13 protein-coding genes and 1 pseudogene are annotated in these 19,645 nt (G+C 53.9%); 4 read left to right on the top strand and 10 right to left on the bottom strand.

Features of this window, described 5'->3' with window-relative positions; all coding sequences use genetic code 11:
* Nucleotides 1-220: 220 nt before the first annotated feature.
* The 3 genes from J1G48_RS01555 to J1G48_RS01545 are packed head-to-tail and all read left to right on the top strand — an operon-like array spanning nucleotide 221 to nucleotide 4,216.
* Complete coding sequence (locus tag J1G48_RS01555; RefSeq protein ID WP_001518078.1) at nucleotides 221-1,555, top strand: MFS transporter; 1,335 nt, start codon at nucleotides 221-223, stop codon at nucleotides 1,553-1,555.
* Nucleotides 1,552-3,267 carry a dihydroxy-acid dehydratase gene (locus J1G48_RS01550; protein WP_000078499.1) on the top strand — a complete coding sequence of 572 codons (1,716 nt, stop codon included), beginning with the start codon at nucleotides 1,552-1,554 and terminating at the stop codon, nucleotides 3,265-3,267. The genes J1G48_RS01555 and J1G48_RS01550 overlap by 4 nt, the downstream gene beginning before the upstream one ends.
* A 43-nt stretch (nucleotides 3,268-3,310) precedes the next feature.
* Nucleotides 3,311-4,216, top strand: a complete 906-nt coding sequence (locus tag J1G48_RS01545; RefSeq protein ID WP_000192193.1) for a dihydrodipicolinate synthase family protein — start codon at nucleotides 3,311-3,313, stop codon at nucleotides 4,214-4,216.
* 43 nt (nucleotides 4,217-4,259) lie between these two features.
* Here the strand turns inward: J1G48_RS01545 and J1G48_RS01540 are convergent, their stop codons facing one another.
* From J1G48_RS01540 to asd, 7 genes are all read right to left on the bottom strand, one after another.
* Complete coding sequence (locus J1G48_RS01540) at nucleotides 4,260-5,015, bottom strand: IclR family transcriptional regulator (protein ID WP_000724553.1); 756 nt, start codon at nucleotides 5,013-5,015, stop codon at nucleotides 4,260-4,262.
* A 177-nt stretch (nucleotides 5,016-5,192) separates the two neighbouring features.
* On the bottom strand, nucleotides 5,193-7,640 hold the full coding sequence (gene glgP / locus J1G48_RS01535; protein WP_000993424.1) for a glycogen phosphorylase: 2,448 nt from the start codon (nucleotides 7,638-7,640) through the stop codon (nucleotides 5,193-5,195).
* A 19-nt stretch (nucleotides 7,641-7,659) separates the two neighbouring features.
* Complete coding sequence (glgA, locus tag J1G48_RS01530) at nucleotides 7,660-9,093, bottom strand: glycogen synthase GlgA (protein WP_001197669.1); 1,434 nt, start codon at nucleotides 9,091-9,093, stop codon at nucleotides 7,660-7,662.
* Nucleotides 9,093-10,388 (bottom strand): glucose-1-phosphate adenylyltransferase, encoded by a 1,296-nt coding sequence (gene glgC, locus J1G48_RS01525; RefSeq protein ID WP_000253995.1) that lies wholly within the window; start codon nucleotides 10,386-10,388, stop codon nucleotides 9,093-9,095. Before glgC ends, glgA begins: the two co-directional genes overlap by 1 nt.
* A 14-nt stretch (nucleotides 10,389-10,402) precedes the next feature.
* On the bottom strand, nucleotides 10,403-12,379 hold the full coding sequence (glgX, locus tag J1G48_RS01520) for a glycogen debranching protein GlgX (protein ID WP_000192496.1): 1,977 nt from the start codon (nucleotides 12,377-12,379) through the stop codon (nucleotides 10,403-10,405).
* Complete coding sequence (glgB, locus tag J1G48_RS01515) at nucleotides 12,376-14,562, bottom strand: 1,4-alpha-glucan branching enzyme (protein ID WP_000098554.1); 2,187 nt, start codon at nucleotides 14,560-14,562, stop codon at nucleotides 12,376-12,378. Before glgB ends, glgX begins: the two co-directional genes overlap by 4 nt.
* A 346-nt stretch (nucleotides 14,563-14,908) precedes the next feature.
* Nucleotides 14,909-16,015: an aspartate-semialdehyde dehydrogenase gene (gene asd / locus J1G48_RS01510; protein ID WP_000799940.1), complete on the bottom strand. Its 1,107-nt coding sequence runs from the start codon at nucleotides 16,013-16,015 to the stop codon at nucleotides 14,909-14,911.
* 126 nt (nucleotides 16,016-16,141) lie between these two features.
* On the opposite strand from asd, the pseudogene J1G48_RS01505 reads away from it, so the two are divergent.
* A pseudogene (locus J1G48_RS01505) lies at nucleotides 16,142-16,516 on the top strand (MarC family protein); the annotation flags it as partial.
* On the opposite strand, the gene gntU reads toward J1G48_RS01505, so the two are convergent.
* The 3 genes from gntU to gntR form a co-directional block, all read right to left on the bottom strand.
* Nucleotides 16,439-17,779 (bottom strand): gluconate transporter, encoded by a 1,341-nt coding sequence (gene gntU / locus J1G48_RS01500; RefSeq protein ID WP_000105950.1) that lies wholly within the window; start codon nucleotides 17,777-17,779, stop codon nucleotides 16,439-16,441. The pseudogene J1G48_RS01505 and the gene gntU overlap by 78 nt on opposite strands.
* Complete coding sequence (gntK, locus tag J1G48_RS01495; protein WP_000108340.1) at nucleotides 17,776-18,309, bottom strand: gluconokinase; 534 nt, start codon at nucleotides 18,307-18,309, stop codon at nucleotides 17,776-17,778. Before gntK ends, gntU begins: the two co-directional genes overlap by 4 nt.
* Nucleotides 18,310-18,447: 138 nt before the next feature.
* Nucleotides 18,448-19,443, bottom strand: coding sequence for a gluconate operon transcriptional repressor GntR (gene gntR / locus J1G48_RS01490; protein WP_000730243.1), 996 nt, complete (start codon nucleotides 19,441-19,443; stop codon nucleotides 18,448-18,450).
* Nucleotides 19,444-19,645: the final 202 nt, after the last annotated feature.

Raw genomic sequence — 19,645 nt, 5'->3', positions numbered from 1 at the left:
GAGGCAGCGCACAATTTTGGCTATGTATTAGACCGATGAGCAGTTTCCATTGGGTTATCCGCTCTTTCTCACCTTATCTCCGTTCATTTTTGAAGCAAATCACAAAATATAACCTTCCTTAGAGTATGGAATTGACGCTGTATGAATACGTCGGCATAGTGTCAATATACAGAACAGTAGTTCCATATACAGAACACATTTTTGATACTAAAGGGATGCAATGATGAGCATTGAAATAGAGAAACCGACCACACGAGGGCGCTGGCTGCATATTATTCCAGCCACGATCCTCGTTTATATCGTGGCCTATATGGACAGGACCAATATCGCCATTGGGATCGCAGGCGGCATGGATGAAGATTTAGGCATGACGGCTTCTTTTGCCGGTCTGGTCGCCGGGATCTTCTTTATTGGTTATATCTTCCTGCAAATTCCCGGCGGTCAGATAGCCGAGCGGCTAAGCGCCAAAAAGTTAATTGCCTGGACAATCGTCGCCTGGGGGGGCTTTGCCCTGCTGACCGGTTTTGTTCAGACACCGACGCAGTTGTTGATTATCCGCTTTGTGCTCGGCGTGGCGGAAGGTGCTGTGTATCCCGCCATTCTGGCGCTGATTGGCCACTGGTTCCCAAATGAGGAGCGCGCCAGGGCTATCGCCTATTTCCAGATGAACCTGGCCGTCGCTTCTATTATTACCGGGCCGCTTTCCGGCTGGCTTATTGAAACCTACGGCTGGCGGGAGATGTTTATCATCGAAGGCTTGCTCTCTCTGGGACTGCTCTTTGTCTGGCTACCTTTGGTTTCCGATCACCCGCATCAGGCAAAGTGGCTGGATCCGAAAGAGCGCGCCTGGATCGAACAAAAATTGCTGGCCGATCGCGCGTTGAGTATTGGCGGAGAGCAAAGCAGCATTCGCGGCGTATTAAAAAGCATCAACCTGTGGAAGCTTGTCGGTATCTATTTCTTCGTACAGGTCGGCTTCTATGGCTTCGCGCTATGGATGCCAAATCTGATTAAACACCTGACCGGCAGCGGCATGACCATCGTTGGGGTACTCACTGCGGCGCCTTACGTTCTGTGCATTATCGGTCAGTATTACATCGCCAAATGGTGTGATAAGACGATGAATCGCCGCCTTTACACGGCTATTCCTCTGCTGGGTTTCGCGGTCTGCCTCGCCCTCTCCTTATTACTGAAAGATAACGTCTGGCTCGCCTACGGCATGATGGTTATTTGCGGGTTCTTCCTGCAAGCCTATGCCGGTCCATTCTGGACGCTGCCGCCATTACTCTTCGCCCCCAACGTTCTGGGCGGCGTGCGCGGCACGATCAACGCCCTGGGCAACATTGGCGGCTTTATCGGTCCGTACCTCGTCGGGCTGTTAACGGTGACGTTCTCGCAAACAGCAGGAATGACCGTACTGGTTGCCGCCCTGCTTATCGCCGTTGGACTGCTTTTCAGCTTACCTTCTGTTACCGCTCGTCCTGCAGGTAGCAGTAACACACCTAACACCTCGACGCCGGGTGCGTCACTTAAACAGGAAGGAATCGCCAAATGAGCCAAAAATGTCAACATGCTCGCGACCTGTGGTCGCAGCTCGACGCCCTGCGTCTTGGAATGAATTACAGCAAAGAAGATGTCAATAAACTGCAGGTCCTGGTGGATGATTGCTATGGCGAAAGTCATCCGGGCAGTTTCCATCTTAACCAACTGGGCGATGAAGCCGTGCTGGGTGTTCATGAAAGCGGCGGGCGCGCGGTCCGTCACCATGTGACGGATATCTGCGACGGCTGGGGTCAGGGCCACGATGGGATGAACTACATCCTGGCATCTCGCGAAGCCATTGCCAACATGGTCGAAATTCATGCCTCAGTGGTGCCTTATGATGCCGGTATTCTGATCTCAAGCTGCGATAAATCTATCCCGGCGCATCTGATTGCCGCCGCACGCCTGAACCTGCCGCTGCTGCATATTCCCGGCGGTTCTATGCGTCCGGCACCGAATATGAGTACTTCTGACCTCGGCGGGATCACTGCTAAGTTGAAGAAAGGCGAAATCGGCATTCAGCAAGTAGAAGCCATGCAGCAATGCGGTTGCCCCACCGCCGGAGCCTGCCAGTTTATGGGAACGGCCAGTACCATGCAGTGCATGTCAGAGGCCTTGGGGCTGACCCTGCCAGGCAGCGCTTTGCTGCCATCGACCCTGGCGGAAATTCGCCGCGTTGCCAGAACCGCAGGCCACCAGGCGCTGTATCTGGCGGAGAAAAATATCACCACCCATAAGATCCTGACTCCTGCGGCGTTTGAAAATGCTATCAAAGTCCATGCTGCTATTGGTGGCAGCACCAATGCGATGATCCACCTTCCGGCCATCGCTCATGAACTTGGATGGGAGCTGAAGCCCGAACTGTTTGATCGGATCAATAACGAAATCCCTTATCTGACCAATATTCAGCCCAGCGGTGAATACGTTACCGAAATGATGTGGTTCGCTGGCGGCGTGCCAATGGTGCAATGGTATCTGCGCGATTATCTGGATCTTGATGTTCTTACCGTGACTGGCCGTACGCTCGGCGACAACCTGGAAATGCTCCATCAATCTGGCTTCTTTACCCGTAACCACGGTTACCTCAACAATTACAAAGTCAGTCCGGAGGAGGTGATCCGTAAACCAGAAAATGCCACCAAAAAAGGGTCGATTGCGGTACTGAAAGGCAACATCGCGCCTGAAGGAGCGGTCATTAAATACGCGGCCTGTGCGCCGGATATGCACCACCATACCGGTCCTGCTCGGGTCTTTAACTCCGAAGAAGACGCTCAGCAGGCCATCATCCATAACCATATCGAACCCGGCGACGTCATTTTCATTCGCTACGAAGGCGCAAAAGGCTCTGGCGCACCGGAAATGCTGATGACCACCGATGCCATCGTGTATGACAAACGCCTCGACGGAAAAGTCGCATTGATTACCGACGGTCGTTTCTCTGGAGCGACCAGCGGGCCATGTGTCGGACACGTCTCGCCAGAAGCCGCTGATGGCGGGCCGATTGCCCTGGTGGAAGATGGTGATTTAATCGAAATGGATGTGAAAGGCCGCAAGCTCAATATTGTAGGGATCGACGGGGTGTTTAAAACAGAAGAGGAAATACGCCGCTGCCTTGAAGAGCGTCGAGCAAGCTGGAAGAAACCTGATTATTCAAACCGTCACGGCGTCTTTAAACAGTTCACCGCTAATGCAACATCATTAATGGCCGGAGCCTGGCTTAAATAATATCCCTGGCGGGCTACGGCTCGCCTGTTTTAAGGATCAATACATGACTCAGATTACGAAATTTCACGGCGTATTTCCGCCAGTTCCGACCATTGTTAATGCGCAGGGAGAGTTAGATAAAGTCGGCATGGCAACCTTGCTGGATCATCTTATTGCAAGCAAGGTCAATGGCGTATTACTGCTGGGCAGCGGGGGGGAATTTTGCCATATGACCAATGCGCTGCGTCTGGAAACCGCAGAGTTTTGCGTCCGTCATATTAACCGCCGTATTCCAGTACTATTAGGTATTAGCAGCACCAGCACGCAGGAAGTGATTGAGTATGGTCAGCATGCCGACCGACTCGAAGTCGATGCCGTGCTGGTACTCAATCCCTACTATGCCAGATTGACCGATGAGTATATTTATCATCATTTCAAAACCGTGGCTAATAACATAAAAAGCCCGGTCATTCTCTACAACTTTCCAGCATTGACGGGACAGGACCTTAGCGTTGATTTAATTACCCGGCTGGCGCAGGATCACCCCAATATTATCGGCATTAAGGATACCGTTGATAATATCAGCCATATTCGTGAAATCATCAATAATGTCAGGCCAGTGCGTCCGGACTTCGTTATTTTCTCCGGCTATGATGAATATATGATGGATACACTTATCTTAGGCGGCAACGGCGGGATCCCAGCGACAGCGAACTTTGCGCCGCAGCTAACCTGCGGGATCTACCGCGCGTGGTGTGAAAAAGAGTATGAGACAATGTTCGGATTACAGCGCCGGCTGTCCGCGCTTTCCACTATTTACAGCCTGGATTCACCTTTCTTCGGGATAATCAAAAAGGCAATTCAGCTTAGCGGAGTCGATATTTCAACTCATGTAATGCCCCCCGTTTTGCCGGCAAATGAAGAACATATTTCGAATTTGAAGCAGATCTTACAGCGTGCGGGACTTTAAGCTATGACGAAAGCGGGCTTCTTGCCCGCTGTGTCTTTTTATTTCAGCACATCAGACGCGTCAGGCTACGGCTGGCATCCATCATCAGCGTAGCAAGCGACTCGCGTTTATCATCGGGGATCTGGAACGTAACGCCGGATACGCTCAGGGCGGCGATCACTTTCCCCTGCGTATTGAATACCGGCACCGCAATGCAGCGCACGCCAAGGGAGTCTTCTTCGTTATCATAACCCCAGCCGCGACGGCGAATTCCTGCTAACTCCTGCTTAAGGATATTCACATCTGTGATCGTCGTATCCGTAAAACGCGTTAATATCTGATCTGGAGGCAGCAACTCCTCCAGCTCTTCCCCGCTAAGCCATGCAATCAGCACCTTCCCCAGCCCTGAGCTATGTAATGAGAGGCGCTTGCCCTCCCAGCTTCGAATCACAATAGCCTGTGGGCTTTCGACTTTCAGAAGATAAATGGGGGCATCGCCCTCCAGAACGCCAAGATGGCAGGTCAGGCCGGTGTTATCGCGAATCTCTTCAAGAATCGGTAACGCGATTTTTTTAATGTCATACTGTTCCGCCGCTTTATTACCTAATTCATACAGGCGTAGCCCCAGATAATACTTGTCTTTTTCCTGGCGTAATAACCCATGCTCCACCATGCCGTTGAGCAAAGATGAGGTACTGCTTTTCGCAATCCCTGAATTTTGATGGATCTGGGTAAACGTTGCGCCATCGCACTCCAGAAGGTAAGCAAATACGCGCATAATTTTATCGAGAGCCGGAATAGATGTCGTAATCTTTTTCATATTATTATCAATTAATTATGGATTTTTCTGCTAATACTATACACCAGTACTCAACCCTTTTTCCATGACAGAGACCAAGTGCCGCTAACAGATTCAGCAGACGAATATCGGCATACCCCCCGAATATACCACGATAAAAAACGGGGCCGTTTGGCCCCGTTCTCAAGCGTTAAACCGCTACAACCGCACCGGATCAATATGCCAGATATTTTCGGCATACTCTTTGATGGTTCTGTCCGATGAGAAGTAGCCCATATTGGCAATGTTGAGCATCGCTTTCGTCGTCCATTCTTCCGGGCGACGATACAACTCATCCACCTTATCCTGGCAGTCCACGTAGCTGCGGTAGTCCGCCAGCACCTGATAGTGATCGCCAAAGTTAATCAGCGAATCTACCAGATCGCGGTAACGGCCTGGCTCTTCCGGATTAAAGACGCCGCTACCAATCTGCGTCAGTACCTGATGTAGCTCTTCATCTTTTTCATAATAGTCGCGAGGCTTATAACCCTGCCTGCGCAACGCTTCCACCTCTTCTGCAGTATTACCGAAGATAAAGATATTCTCCTCGCCGACATGCTCCTGCATCTCTACGTTCGCGCCATCCAGCGTGCCAATGGTGAGCGCGCCGTTCAGGGCAAATTTCATATTACTGGTGCCGGAAGCTTCTGTCCCTGCCAGCGAAATCTGCTCAGACAGGTCGGCAGCGGGAATGATCACCTGCGCCAGGCTGACGCTGTAGTTCGGGATAAACACTACTTTCAGCTTGTCGCCAATCTGCGGATCGTTGTTAATCACTTTCGCCACGTCGTTGATCAGATGAATAATGTGTTTTGCCATGTAATAGGCGGAAGCCGCCTTACCGGCAAAAATATTCACCCGCGGCACCCAGTCGGCCTCCGGATTTTCTTTAATGCGGTTATAGCGGGTAATGACATGCAGTACGTTCATCAACTGCCGCTTGTATTCGTGAATACGCTTAATCTGCACGTCGAATAACGCTTTAGGGTTCACCACCACATTCAGTTGTTGCGCTATCACTACCGCCAGCCGTTTTTTATTTTCCAGCTTCGCCTGACGCACCGCATGATTGACCAGCGGATAATCACAATGCTGCTTCAGCTCGCTGAGCTGACTAAGATCGGTACGCCAGGTACGACCAATATTCTCATCCAGCACGTCAGAAAGCGGCGGGTTTGCCAGCGCCAGCCAGCGGCGCGGCGTAACGCCGTTAGTGACGTTACAAAAACGGGTCGGAAAAATCTTCGCAAAATCCGCGAACAGCGACTGCACCATCAGGTTGGAATGGAGTTCAGAAACGCCGTTGACTTTATGGCTGACCACCACCGCCAGCCAGGCCATCCGTACCCGGCGGCCGTTCGACTCATCAATAATCGACGCGCGTCCAAGCAGGCTGGTATCGTTGGGATATTGCTCCTGCAACGTTTTAAGGAAATAGTCGTTAATCTCGAAGATAATCTGCAGGTGACGGGGCAGAATTTTCCCCAGCATATCGACGGGCCAGGTTTCCAGCGCCTCGCTCATCAACGTATGGTTGGTGTAAGAGAAGACCTGACAGCACACCTCAAACGCGTCGTCCCAGCTAAATTTATGTTCATCAATCAGCAGGCGCATCAGCTCAGGAATTGACAGCACCGGATGCGTATCATTGAGGTGAATGGCGATTTTATCCGCCAGATTCTCATAGGTTTTATGCAGTTGATAATGACGGTGCAGGATATCCTGCACCGTCGCCGAGACCAGAAAATACTCCTGGCGCAGGCGTAGCTCTCGTCCGGAATAGGTGGAATCGTCCGGGTAGAGCACCCGTGAAACGTTCTCAGAGTGGTTTTTATCTTCCACCGCCGCAAAGTAGTCGCCCTGGTTGAATTTACCGAGGTTGATTTCACTACTGGCCTGCGCATTCCACAGCCGCAGTGTGTTAGTGGCGTCGGTGTCGTAACCGGGGATGATCTGATCATACGCGACGGCCAGAATCTCTTCCGTCTCAATCCAGCGCGCTTTTTTACCTTCCTGCTGAATGCGCCCGCCAAAAAGCACCTTATAGCGTGTATTGTGGCGCTTGAACTCCCACGGGTTGCCATATTCCAGCCAGTAATCCGGAGACTCTTTTTGCCGCCCGTCGACAATATTCTGCTTAAACATGCCGTAATCGTAGCGAATGCCGTACCCGCGGCCCGGTAATCCTAGCGTCGCCAGCGAGTCCAGGAAGCAAGCCGCCAGCCGTCCTAAGCCGCCGTTGCCAAGCCCTGGGTCATTCTCTTCATCGATCAGCTCTTCGAGATCTAAGCCCATGGCCTCCAGCGCGCCTTTAACGTCGTCATAAATGCCCAACGAGAGCAGCGCGTTAGAGAGAGTACGACCAATCAAAAACTCCATCGACAGGTAATAAACCTGCCGGGTTTCCTGCGATAATTGGGCTCGATTAGAACGCAGCCAGCGCTCCACCAGACGATCGCGCACCGCGAACAACGTGGCGTTCAGCCATTCGTGTTTATTGGCAATGACCGGGTCTTTACCAATCGTAAACATCAGCTTATAGGCAATAGAATGCTTAAGCGCCTCAACGCTGAGTGTGGGCGATGCATAAGTAAACGGAGCATTCATATAAATGATTCCTGGATGACTATTTCAAGCGATAGTACAGCTCGCGGTATGATTTCGCGGCAACTTGCCAGCTAAAATCCATCGCCATCGCCTGCCGTTGTACAAACCGCCAAAGCGAAGGCCGTGACCACAACACAAAAGCACGCCGAATCGCGCGTAGCAACGACCAGGCATTACTGTCTTCGAAGACAAAACCGCTGGCGATACCGTCCGCCAGATTTTCCAACGAACTGTCGGAGACCGTATCGGCCAACCCCCCGGTACGCCGCACCAGAGGCAGCGTGCCATACTTTAAGCCATATAACTGCGTTAAGCCGCACGGTTCGAAACGACTGGGCACCAGAATAACGTCCGCGCCGCCCATAATGCGATGCGAGAAAGCTTCGTGATAGCCGATCTGTACGCCAACCTGCCCTGGGTGTTCCGCCGCCGCCGCGAGGAACCCTTCCTGAAGCACCGGATCGCCCGCGCCGAGTAGCGCCAACTGCCCGCCCTGCTCCAGCAGCCCCGGTAACGCCTCCAGCACCAGATCCAGACCTTTCTGGTTGGTCAGACGGCTTACCACGGCGAACAGCGGCACTTTGTCGTTAACCTTCAACCCCATCGCAATTTGTAGCTGACGTTTGTTTTCCGCCTTCTCTTCCAGGGTATCGCGCGTGTAGCGCGACGCCAGCAGCAGATCGGATTCCGGGTTCCAGATCTTCTCATCCACGCCGTTCAGTATGCCGGACAAGCGCCCTTCCAGATGACGCTGACGCAGCAGGCCTTCCATACCATAAGCAAACTGCGGTTCGGTAATTTCACGCGCATAGGTCGGGCTCACCGCCGTAATATGGTCGGCATAGTACAAACCGGCCTTCAAAAAGGAGAGTTGTCCGTTGAACTCCAGCCCATGCATATTAAAGAATGACCACGGCAGTTCGATGTCATCCATATGCTTTGCATAAAACATGCCTTGATAGGCCAGGTTGTGTACGGTAAAGACCGATTTCGCCGGCCGCCCGCGCGCCGCCAGATAGGCGGGCGCCAGCCCGGCGTGCCAGTCATGGGCGTGCACCACGTCGGGGCGCCAGAATGGATCAAGTCCGCAGGCCATTTCACAGCCGACCCACCCTAACAGGGCAAAGCGCAGCACGTTATCGGTATAGGCATATAAATTCGTATCGTGATAGGGACTGCCTGGACGCTCGTACAGATGCGGCGCGTCGATCAGATAAATGCCCACGCCGTTATAATGCCCGAACAGCAGCGATATCTTACCTGCGAAAGTATCGCGGCGGCTCACCACATGCGCGTCGGGTATCCCCCGACGGATATCGGGAAACCCTGGAAGCAGAACGCGAACATCAACACCATCCGCAATTTGTGCCGCAGGCAACGCGCCTATCACATCCGCCAGCCCCCCAGTCTTCAGCAGGGGGAACATCTCTGAACATACATGTAAAACCTGCATTATCGCTCCTGTTTGACCTGCAGTTTGCGCAGCATTTCACGCGTGACCAGTACAATACCTTCTTCTGAACGGTAGAAACGACGAGCGTCCTCTTCCGCATTTTCACCAATCACCATGCCTTCCGGGATAATACAGGCACGGTCAATAACACAGCGACGTAAACGGCAGGAGCGCCCTACCCAAACCTCAGGTAACAACACTGCCGAATCAATATTACAAAAAGAATTTATTCTCACCCGTGGGAAGAGCACAGATTGCACCACCACCGAACCGGAGATAATGCAGCCGCCGGAGACCAGCGAGTTCAGCGTCATACCGTGGCTACCGGAGCGGTCCTGCACGAATTTCGCAGGCGGTAGCGATTCCATATGCGTACGGATAGGCCAGTTCTGGTCATACATATCCAGCTCCGGCGTCACCGAGGCTAAATCCAGGTTCGCCTTCCAGTAAGCTTCCAGCGTACCTACATCGCGCCAGTACGGTTCGGCTTGCGGATCGGACTGCACGCAGGAGAGCGGGAAAGGATGCGCGTAAGCCATACCTTCGCGGGTGATTTTGGGGATAATGTCTTTACCGAAATCGTGGCTGGAAGCGTCATCTTTATCGTCTGCCGCCAGCAATTCATACAGGTAATCGGCGTCAAAAACGTAAATGCCCATACTGGCCAGCGATTTGCTGGCGTCACCAGGCATTGCGGGGGGATTCGCCGGTTTTTCGACAAAATCAATAATCTTGTCGCTTTCATCGACCGCCATCACGCCGAACGCCGTCGCCTCTTTGATCGGCACCGGCATACAGGCCACCGTGCAACGCGCGCCCTTTTCAACGTGATCGATCAACATACGCGAGTAGTCCTGCTTGTAGATATGATCGCCTGCCAGGATGACGACATATTCCGCTTTATAGCGACGAATAATATCCAGGTTCTGGGTCACCGCGTCTGCCGTGCCGCGATACCAGTTTTCGCCCTTCATACGCTGTTGAGCTGGCAGCAGATCGACAAATTCGTTCATCTCTTCGCTAAACAGTGACCAGCCGCGCTGAATATGCTGCACCAGCGTATGGGACTGATACTGAGTGATCACGCCGATACGGCGAATCCCGGAGTTCAGACAATTAGATAAGGCGAAATCGATGATGCGGAACTTCCCACCAAAGTGGACGGCTGGTTTGGCGCGTTTGTTCGTTAAATCTTTTAGACGCGTGCCACGGCCGCCGGCCAGGATTAGGGCAACAGATTTCAATGGCAGCTGGCGCGCCAACATTACACGATCGTTCTTCTCTAAACTCACCATGATTAACTCCTTTTTTATCCTCTCTGGAACACACACAGTCCATGCGCAGGTCCCTGCCAGACCGCCGTTATCACCGGATTATCCTCTCCAGCGAATGGGGGAACGGCGCGCCATTCCCCTTCGGGTAAAACTATATCTGTCACCTCAAGCGTGGCATTTATCGCAATCAGAAAACGGTCCGACAACAGAATTTGCATCAGCTTAGGCCCGTTTTGCCACTCATCCGCACTCAAGGGTTGCGCGTTTTTATTCAGCCAACGCACGTTGCCATCGCCCTCTTCCCACCAGCTATTGCCGGTTAAAGCCGGTATCTGCTGACGCAAACGAATCAGCGCGGCGGTAAACGTGGTTAACCCACGATTTGCCTGCTGCCAGTCCAGCCAGGTTAAGGCATTATCCTGACAGTAGGCGTTATTGTTGCCGTGCTGGCTATGGCCGTGTTCATCGCCTGCCAGCAGCATCGGCGTTCCCTGAGAGAGCAGTAGCGTCGCCAGCAGGGCATGAATGCTGTCGCGCCGCCGCTCCATTAAATCAAGCGGACCGCCTAATCCTTCTTTACCATGATTGTCGCTGTAATTGCTGTTGGTGCCGTCGCGATTTTCCTCACCGTTCGCCTCATTGTGTTTCTGATTGAAACAGACGCAGTCCCGGAGCGTAAAACCGTCATGCGCCGTGAGCAGATTGACAGAGGCGCCGGGCGCGCGGCCATTGCGTTTAAACACATCGCTGGAAGCGGCGAAACGACAGGCAAACTCCCCGGTCGTCAGGTTACGCGGCAACCAGAATCGGCGGGCCGCATCGCGAAAATGATCGTTCCACTCGGCAAACGGTGGCGGAAAATTCCCGACCTGATAGCCGCCCTCGCCAATATCCCACGGTTCAGCAATCAGCTTGACCGTTGATAACACAGGACACGCTTTAATCGCGGCAAACAGCGGCGCATCCTGGCGAAACGTCGGCGTGCGCCCCATGACGGACGCCAAATCAAAACGAAAACCATCGACATGACAGGTTTCCACCCAATAGCGCAAACACTCGCACGCGTATTCCACCACGCCGGGATGGCTTAAATTGAGCGTGTTGCCGCACCCCGTCCAGTTGTGATAATCGCCATCGTCCCTTATCCAATAATAGCTACGGTTATCAATTCCGCGCAGGGAGAAGGTTGGACCGTCCAGATCCAGCTCGGCGCTATGGTTTAATACGATGTCCAGAATGACCTCAATCCCCGCGCGATGCAGCGCTTTCACCGCATCGCGAAACTCGTCCAGCGCCATCTCGGGCGAACTGGCCCAGGCGGGATGCAGCGCGAACATCGCCATCGGGTTATAACCCCAATAATTGGTCAGCCCCATACGTTGCAGGCGCGGCTCGCTGGCAAACTGCGCCACCGGCAACAGTTCCAGCGCCGTAATGCCAAGCTGTTTGAAGTACGCCACCATGACCGGATGACCGAGCGCTTTATAGGTGCCGCGTATCTCCTGGGGGAGTTCCGGATGCAGATAGGTAAGCCCTTTGACATGCGCTTCATAGATGACCGTTTTTCCCCACGGCGTGCGCGGCGCGGCGTCATCTTCCCAGTCATAATGGTCGCTGATTACCACACTTTTCGGCGCCACCGCCGCGTTATCGCGGTAGTCCGGTTCATCGTGTCCGCCGTGCAACAGCGGATGATCTTTTAGTTCGCCCTCGACCCGGCGCGCATAAGGATCAAGCAGTAACTTCACCGGATTAAACCGATGCCCCTGCGCTGGCTGCCACGGGCCATGTACGCGATAGCCATAGCGCAAACCTGGCCTGGCGCCGGCCAGATAACCATGCCAGACATCGCCGCGACGTCCTGGCAGGTCATAGCGACGCTCATTCCCTCGGGAATCAAAAACGCACAGCTCTACGCGCTCCGCATGGGCGGAAAAGAGCGTGAAATTCACGCCATGACCGTCATACGTTGCGCCATGCGGCGTTGCTTCGCCGATCGCAAGCTGCGTCATTCCCCCTCCCGCATCAGCCAGATCGTCGCCAACGGCGGTAACGTCAGGTTAAGAGAGTGCTGACGGCCATGGCTTTCGATCTCATCGCTGTGCACCACGCCGCCATTGCCGGTGTTGCTACCGTGATAATGCATCGAATCAGTATTGAGAATTTCACGCCAGCGTCCCGGCTGGTTGATGCCAAAGCGGTAGTCGTGGCGAGGAACGGGCGTAAAGTTGCTGGCGACGATGATCTCGTTACCGGCTTTATCACGGCGTACAAAAATCAGTACCGAGCGTTCATTGTCATCGACCACCAGCCACTCAAAGCCGTAAGCATCAAAATCCAGCTCATGCAACGCTTTATGGTGGCGATAGGTGTGGTTGAGATCGCGCACCAGACTCTGAACCCCGTGGTGCCAGTTATCGCCCCCCTCCAGCAGGTGCCAGTCGAGGCTGGCGTCATGGTTCCACTCGCGTCCCTGGGCAAACTCATTCCCCATAAACAGCAGTTTCTTGCCGGGGAAGGCCCACATCCAGCCATAATAGGCGCGCAGGTTGGCGAATTTTTGCCACGCATCGCCCGGCATACGATCGAGAATGGATTTCTTGCCGTGAACCACCTCATCGTGCGACAGCGGCAGAACAAAGTTTTCGGTATGGTTGTACAACATACCAAAGGTCAGCTTGTCGTGATGATACTGGCGGTACACCGGGTCCAGCTTCATGTAGTCCAGCGTGTCGTGCATCCAGCCCAGGTTCCACTTGTACCAGAACCCCAGGCCGCCCGTTTCCGGTGGACGCGTCACGCCAGAGAAGTCTGTCGACTCTTCCGCCATGCTGACCGCGCCGGGCACCTGCTCGCCAATAATGCGGTTGGTATTGCGCAGAAACTCAATGGCTTCCAGGTTTTCACGACCGCCGAACTCGTTCGGTATCCACTCGCCCTCTTTGCGGCTGTAGTCGCGGTAGATCATAGAGGCCACCGCATCGACACGCAGCGCATCAATCCCAAAACGCTCCATCCAGTACAGGGCGTTACCCACCAGATAATTACTGACTTCACGACGACCATAGTTGTAGATCAGCGTATTCCAGTCCTGGTGATAGCCCTCGCGCGGGTCGCTGTGCTCATAGAGGTGGGTGCCGTCAAACTCCGCGAGGCTAAATTCATCGGACGGGAAATGGCCCGGCACCCAGTCGAGAATGACGTTAAGGCCCGCCGCATGGGCCGCATTGATGAAATAGCGGAAGTCGTCCCGCGTACCAAAGCGGCGGGTCGGCGCGTAGAGGCCGGTCGGCTGGTAGCCCCAACTGCCGTCAAACGGATGTTCGTTGACCGGCAAGAGTTCAAGGTGCGTAAAGCCCATCCATTTGGCGTAAGGCACAAGCTGATCCGCCAGCTCACGATAGCTCAGCCAGAAATTGTTATCCGTATGGCGGCGCCATGAACCTAAATGCACCTCATAAATCGAGATCGGCGCATCAAACTGATTGGCTTTTTGTCGTTCTTCGCTTGGCGTCACTTTCTCCGGCAGTCCGCAAATCATCGACGCCGTTTCCGGACGCATCTGCGCCTCAAAAGCATAGGGATCGGCTTTAATGCGCAGATTACCGTTCGCATCAAGCAGCTCGAATTTATACAGTTGTCCATTATGCGCGCCGGGGATAAACAGCTCCCAAATACCGCTCTCTTTGCGCAGACGCATCGGGTGGCGACGCCCATCCCAATAGTTGAATTGCCCGACAACCGAAACGCGACGAGCATTAGGCGCCCAAACGGAGAAACGGGTGCCGGTGACGCCATCCATCGTATCGGCGTGCGCGCCCAGCGTTTCATAAGGACGCAGGTGGGTGCCTTCCGACAATAGCCAGGCATCCATTTCCTGTATTAATGGACCAAAACGGTAAGGATCGTCGATGAGATTCTGCTGTCCGTGCCAGGTCACGGCGAGCTGATAGCGAAAGAAATTTTTACGTCGGGGTAAAACGCCGCAGAAAAAACCGCGAGCGTCGAGACATTCCAGTTTGCCGACTTTACGTCCGGTTTTGGGTTCAATCACCCATACGTCGGTGGCGTCAGGTAATAGGGCGCGGACTTCTAGTCCGGCTTGGGTCTGGTGCATTCCGAGTACGGAAAAAGGGTCCGCAAAATGTCCTGCAATTAGCGCATTAATCACGTCTCTATCGATACGACTGGACATGGTTTGTCATCCTGTTTTGTGGCGTCACTCCATCTCACTGAATTCAACATCAGGTAGTGACACTTCTTTGACCTGAACGGCGCAGCACACTGTGCATCCTATCTGCGTCGTCCTACCTTCAGGTTAGGCTTAATACCCGTGGGATTAAGCTACCCTTAAAGAATAGCCAATGCTCTGCTTAACTCCTGATAAAAATGAAACATCTGCGTTTACTCCTGTATTACGCAAAAAAAGGGTGACGATGCACCCCTGGTTTAACACAAATTTCCCCGCCGGATGGCGGCGCTGACGCGCCTTATCCGGCCTACAGAACCACACGCAGGCCCGATAAGCGCTGCAATAGCTACTACGCCAACTGGCGCAGCATTCGACGCAGCGGCTCGGCGGCGCCCCATAACAACTGGTCGCCTACGGTAAACGCCGACAAGAACTCTGGCCCCATGTTCAGCTTACGCAGACGACCAACCGGCGTAGTCAACGTGCCGGTCACCGCCGCCGGGGTTAATTCGCGCATAGTGATATCACGATCGTTCGGCACCACTTTCGCCCACGGATTATGTGCCGCCAGCAGTTCTTCCACCGTCGGAATGGATACCTCTTTTTTCAGCTTGATGGTGAACGCCTGGCTGTGACAGCGCAGCGCGCCGACGCGCACGCACAAACCATCAACCGGAATCACAGAGGCAGTATTGAGAATCTTGTTGGTTTCCGCCTGGCCTTTCCACTCTTCGCGGCTCTGGCCGTTATCGAGCTGTTTGTCGATCCAGGGGATCAGGCTTCCCGCCAGCGGTACGCCAAAGTTATCAACCGGCAGCTCGCCGCTGCGGGTCAATGCCGTAACTTTGCGTTCAATATCAAGAATTGCGGAAGACGGCGTCGCCAGTTCATCGGCGACATGGCCATACAACTGACCCATCTGGGTTAACAGCTCGCGCATATGGCGCGCGCCGCCGCCGGAGGCGGCCTGATAGGTCGCGACGGATACCCAGTCAACGAGATTATGGGCAAAGAGACCGCCCAGCGACATCAACATCAGGCTAACGGTACAGTTACCGCCCACAAAGGTCTTCACGCCATTGTTCAGGCCGTCGGTAATCACGTCCTGGTTAACCGGGTCGAGAATAATAATGGCATCATCTTTCATGCGCAGCGTAGAAGCCGCGTCAATCCAGTAACCCTGCCATCCGCTTTCGCGCAGCTTTGGATAAATTTCGTTGGTATAATCGCCGCCCTGGCAGGTCACGATGATATCGAGCGCTTTTAGCGCATCCAGATCAAAAGCGTCCTGTAGCGTGCCGGTGGAGGTGTCGCCGAAGGTGGGCGCCGCCTGTCCAAACTGGGAGGTAGAAAAGAAAACAGGGCGAATAGCGTCGAAATCGCGCTCCTCTACCATGCGTTGCATGAGAACAGAGCCGACCATTCCGCGCCAGCCGATAAAACCAACATTTTTCATAGCGTTTTTTTCCTGCAAAGAGATGTGCTGTGTATGAGCGCCAGTATCCTGTGGCGCATCCTTCACCATACAAAAAGCAGCCAAAGTCGCAAGTGAAATTAATCAATGATAGCGAAGCCATCAGTAATGCGACTTATCCTGCCTTACCGCGCAAGCAGAAAGTCCAGTGGCGATTATCAGGGAATTTGCGTTAGGAAGGGAATCATTTCCGTCGCTGTTTTATTGATCCTAATTATGGATCAGCGTAGAAATTTGCCTGCTTTTATGCGCGTACTGAAACATGGCGAGGCAAAATGTCGTTGGGCGATTGCCATGCACACCTCAATAAAAAAACCGGGTAGCGATTACGCCTTACCCGGCTTACGGTATCGATATGTGCCCGTTTCCAGGCCCGGTAAGCACAGCGCCACCGGGCAACAAGACTCAGCTCAGCAGTTGGAAAGCAATCATCCCGACAATCGCGCCGACCGTGCCGAGGATAGTTTCCATCATCGTCCAGGTCTTCAGCGTCTGCGCTTCGGTCGCGCCGGTAAATTTACCGAACAGCCAGAAGCCGGCGTCGTTAACATGAGAAACCACAATTGAACCGCCGGCGATACAGATAGAGAGCGCCGCCATCTGCGCGCCGGAGAAATTCAGTTGCTCAATGACCGGCATCACCAGACCGACCGCGGTTAAACACGCCACGGTCGCGGAACCCTGAATGATGCGCACCGCCGCCGCCAGCACAAAGCAGGTAATGGCAATCGGCAGTCCCATGCCGGTTAACGCTTCGCCCAGCGCCGGGCCGACGCCGGAGTCAACCAGTACCTGTTTAAATACCCCGCCTGCGCCAATCACCAGCAGAATAATGCCCGCCGGTTGTAGCGCGTGGCCGCAGATTTCCATCACTTTGTCTTTCGGCATCCCCTGGCGCATCGCCAGGCCGTAAATCGCTACCAGACAAGCGACCAGAATCGCAGTGAAGGGGTGACCGATAAACTCAAACCATTCGTAAGCGGTGGAACCTTCCGGCACAAAACGCGCGGCGATCGTTTTCAGCCCTACCAGCACCAACGGCAGCAGAATCAGCGACAGGCTGAAGCCGAAAGAAGGCATTTTACCTTCACCCAGATGCGGCTCGGTAATGTCGTCAGGAATACGCAGCTCAACATAACGGCTGATAAAATTCCCCCACAGCGGCCCGGCGATAATCATGCCAGGAATGGCGGCGCACAGCCCAATCAGGATCATCCAGCCGAAATCAGCATGCATCTGGGAAGCCAGCAGCATCGGCGCAGGCCCAGGCAACAAAAACGCCGCGGCTGCCGCCACGCCCGCAAACAGCGGAATGACCAGCTTCACCAGGTTTGTGCCGGTATGACGCGCCATAGAGAATGCCACACTTATCAGCAGCACAATCGCCACTTCAAAGAACAGCGGAAGCGCACAAATCAGCCCGGCCAGGCCAATCGCATAGTGCGCGCGGTTATGACCAAAGGATTTAAGCATTTTCACGGCTATCTGATCGACCGCGCCGGTTTCATGCAGAATCTTGCCGAACATCGCCCCCAGCGCGACCACAATCGCCAGGAAGCCCAGCGTGCCGCCCATCCCTTTTTCCATGGTCGCGGCGATTTTATCAAGCGGCATCCCTGAAAAAAGCCCCGCGCCCATTGAGACGACCATTAACGCGACGAAGGCGTGCATACGCGCCTTCATCACGAGAAACAGCAGCAGTAAGACGGAACCGACGGCGGTTAAAACCAGTGTTAATGTACTCACAGCGTACTGCCTTTATTGATGACCTCAATGGTGCTCGCCACGACGTCTTCCAGCGGCTGGTCGATATCCACCACCAGAACATCGCGTTCGTCGGCACCCGGCTCTTGCAGCGTTTCAAACTGCGTCACCAGCATCTGGGTTTTGAAGAAATGACCTTTGCGCGCTTTCAGACGGCTTTCAATGACGTCGAAATCACCTTTCAGGTAGATAAAGGAGAGGTTCGGGTTTCCCTCGCGCAGCAGGTCACGATAATGTTTTTTCAGTGCGGAACAGACGATCAGCGAGATTTTATTGGTTCGCTGCATCGCGAAAGCGGCGTCGTTCAGCGCCTGTAACCACGGTTTGCGGTCATCATCATTCAACGGCTCGCCGGAAGCCATTTTTTCAATATTGCAGCGCGGATGCAGAAAATCGCCGTCCAGAAACGCGGCATGAAGCTGATGCGCCACGGCGCTTGCGACAGCGGATTTACCGCTGCCTGATACGCCCATCAGAACGTAAACGTGGTGATCATGATTAGTCGTGCTCAAAGCGGGCCCCCACTCTACAAGTTGCAAAATTTGTTACGGGTAACTGTTATCGGTAACATTGTCCAACCGCACCATTCACGACGCAATGACCATTCGTGCCAAAAGTGAATAAGTGTGAGCTACTTCAAAGTTGTCAGACTAAATAGATCCGCCCGGTGACAAGGTGAAACCTAAATCTAACATTTTCGGCGTGACCGTTTCGCCGCGAATGCGGGCTAACAAACGTTCCGCGCCAATGCTGCCCATTCGCTCGCGCGGCGTCAGGACGCTTGCCAGACGCGGTTCCATCACCTGGCCGATGTCATGACCGTGGAACCCGGCGATCGCCATGTCGTCCGGGATTTTTAGCCCCAGGCGCTGGCATTCGAAGGCCGCCCCCACCGCCAGGTCATCGTTGGTGCAAAAAATACCGTCAAGCTGTGGGTATTCGCGTCGCGCCTGGCGCATGAGTTCGATACCGGAAGAGTAGGATGAAGATTGCTCCATCATCACACTGTAAGGAACCAGGCCTGAGTCCCGCATCGCCTGTTCATAGCCCTTCTGCTTGATGATAGTACGTTCGTCGAGGCGCGCCCCCAGATAGGCGATATGACGATGACCACGCGCGATAATCGCGGCGGTCATCTGACGGGCGGCCTCGAAGTTGTCAAAACCGACGGCAATATCGAGACACGGCGACTGGCTGTCCATCAGTTCCACCACCGGAATCCCGGCGACTTCGATCATTTTTAAGGTGCGCGGCGTATGGGTACGCTCAGTGAGGATCAGGCCGTCGATATTCCAGGAGAGCATCGATTCCAGGCGCTCCTGCTCCATCTCCGGTTTATAGCCGTAGTGCGCCAGCATGGTTTGATAACCATGCGCGTCGGTGACAGCCTCAATGCCGCGTAACACTTCCGCAAAGACCTGGTTGGTTAAAGACGGCAGCAGAACGCCAATGGCGCGGCTGGTGGCGTTGGAAAGAATGTCAGGCGCGCGATTAGGAATGTACCCGAGCTCATCAAGCGCAGCCGCAATTTTACCCCGCAGCGCGACGGAGACCTGCTCCGGATTACGCAAAAAACGGCTGACCGTCATTTTGGTCACGCCCACGCGGTCGGCTACATCCTGAAGTACGGGTCTTTTCTTTTTCATCGTCCTGAAAGGTATAAAAGGGATAGATTTGCCCAGTTTACCACGGACGTGCGTGAACCTTCGCAGAGAAAAAAAGTCGTTTTTTTATTGTGAGAAATACACAAAATCATTCGAGTTGCATCAAGGCGGCGACGCAGTGACAAATTCGTCAGGAACGAATTTGAACAACCGAAGGTTGCCTCTGGTGAGGGACAAGGATGTC

The sequence above is a fragment of the Salmonella sp. SAL-020 genome, from assembly GCF_017372215.1.
GTDB classification, from domain to species: Bacteria; Pseudomonadota; Gammaproteobacteria; order Enterobacterales; family Enterobacteriaceae; genus Salmonella; species Salmonella enterica.
The sequence above is the reverse complement of the archived record's forward strand: the minus strand, read 5'-3'. Positions and strand labels throughout refer to the sequence as shown.

Coding starts and splice junctions, on each gene's coding strand:
- J1G48_RS01555 (WP_001518078.1), top strand. CDS start 221: ATGATGAGCATTGAAATAGAGAAACCGACCACACGAGGGCGCTGGCTG.
- J1G48_RS01550 (WP_000078499.1), top strand. CDS start 1,552: ATGAGCCAAAAATGTCAACATGCTCGCGACCTGTGGTCGCAGCTCGAC.
- J1G48_RS01545 (WP_000192193.1), top strand. CDS start 3,311: ATGACTCAGATTACGAAATTTCACGGCGTATTTCCGCCAGTTCCGACC.
- J1G48_RS01540 (WP_000724553.1), bottom strand. CDS start 5,015: ATGAAAAAGATTACGACATCTATTCCGGCTCTCGATAAAATTATGCGC.
- glgP (WP_000993424.1), bottom strand. CDS start 7,640: ATGAATGCTCCGTTTACTTATGCATCGCCCACACTCAGCGTTGAGGCG.
- glgA (WP_001197669.1), bottom strand. CDS start 9,093: ATGCAGGTTTTACATGTATGTTCAGAGATGTTCCCCCTGCTGAAGACT.
- glgC (WP_000253995.1), bottom strand. CDS start 10,388: ATGGTGAGTTTAGAGAAGAACGATCGTGTAATGTTGGCGCGCCAGCTG.
- glgX (WP_000192496.1), bottom strand. CDS start 12,379: ATGACGCAGCTTGCGATCGGCGAAGCAACGCCGCATGGCGCAACGTAT.
- glgB (WP_000098554.1), bottom strand. CDS start 14,562: ATGTCCAGTCGTATCGATAGAGACGTGATTAATGCGCTAATTGCAGGA.
- asd (WP_000799940.1), bottom strand. CDS start 16,015: ATGAAAAATGTTGGTTTTATCGGCTGGCGCGGAATGGTCGGCTCTGTT.
- gntR (WP_000730243.1), bottom strand. CDS start 19,443: ATGAAAAAGAAAAGACCCGTACTTCAGGATGTAGCCGACCGCGTGGGC.